At 70.9% G+C, this 1,091-nt stretch carries 2 pseudogenes; both read right to left on the bottom strand.

Annotated elements, in window-relative coordinates:
• Nucleotides 1-329: pseudogene (locus ACFQ36_RS22880) on the bottom strand (hypothetical protein); the annotation flags it as partial.
• A gap of 202 nt (nt 330-531) precedes the next feature.
• Nucleotides 532-1,091 (bottom strand): annotated as a pseudogene (locus ACFQ36_RS22875) (hypothetical protein); the annotation flags it as partial.

Below are 1,091 nucleotides of genomic sequence, written 5' to 3'. Positions count from 1 at the left end.
GCCAGGAAGGCCGTGTGGTTGGCCCGGGCCTTGCGCAGCCAGTCGGCCCGGCCGCCAAGCTCGTTCCGGACCAGGCCCTCGGCCTCGGCCAGCTCGGCGGGGTGACCGGCACGCAGCGCGGCCAGCAGGGGATCGTCCTGGTCCGCCCAGGCGCGGGTGAGCCGCGAGTCGACGGCGGTGGACAGGTGGTGCAGTCCCAGGCGGGAGGCTTCGCGGGGAATCGCACGTGCATCTTCGGTACGGGCGGGCGCAGCGGCCGGCGAAGTCTCTTCGGTACGCAGACCGTAGCGGGGCGAGCCGTCGGACAGCAGGTATTCGGAGATGCTCACGGGTTTCCTCGGCGTGGTTTATCGGATCGGGACACGGCGTGCCGATGCCCTCCCCGGGCCCTTGGCACTGTAAGATTTGACCACGCCGCCGGCGCCCGGCAAAAACAGATGTCAATTGCGACGCTGCACCGCCCGGCTCGGTCCAGGCGCCATGCCACTCGATACCGTTCCGCGCACGGCAATTGGGTTCGGGCAAATCTTCCTACCGGATCCGGGACGTGGCGGCCGAGTACTTCCGCACCGTGGTGTAGCCGGGCTTCGACCCGGTCACCCGGACACGGATCTTGTCCTTCCGGTCCGCGGCCACCAGCCGGTAGGTCTTGTGCGTGGCTCCCTTGATGGCTTTGCCGGAGCGGTACCACCGGTAGGCCAGCGTGGTTCCGGCCGCCCAGGTGCCGGTTTTGGCGGTCAGGGTGCGGCCGGCCTTCCTCGTCCCGGTGATTCGCGGGGTGGACGTCTTCAGCTTCCCCGCCGCGACGGCACGGGTGGCTTCCGAGCTCCTGCGCGCCGGGGCGTACCCCGTCTTCGTGCCGCGCACACGGACCGTAAGGCGCTTGCCGCGGTCCGCGGCCACCAGCCGGTATGTCTTGTGCGTGGCTCCCTTGATGGCTTTGCCGGAGCGGTACCACCGGAAGGCCAGCGTGGTCCCGGCCGCCCAGGTGCCGGTTTTGGCGGTCAGGGTGCGGCCGACCGCGGCCGTGCCGCTGATGGCCGGCACCGGACCGGTCAGCGCCGGCACCACCGAGCGGACGGCCGCTGCGG

The sequence above is a fragment of the Arthrobacter sp. GCM10027362 genome (genome assembly GCF_042679445.1).
Lineage (GTDB): Bacteria > Actinomycetota > Actinomycetes > Actinomycetales > Micrococcaceae > Crystallibacter.
This window is presented reverse-complemented; position numbering and strand designations above follow the sequence as displayed.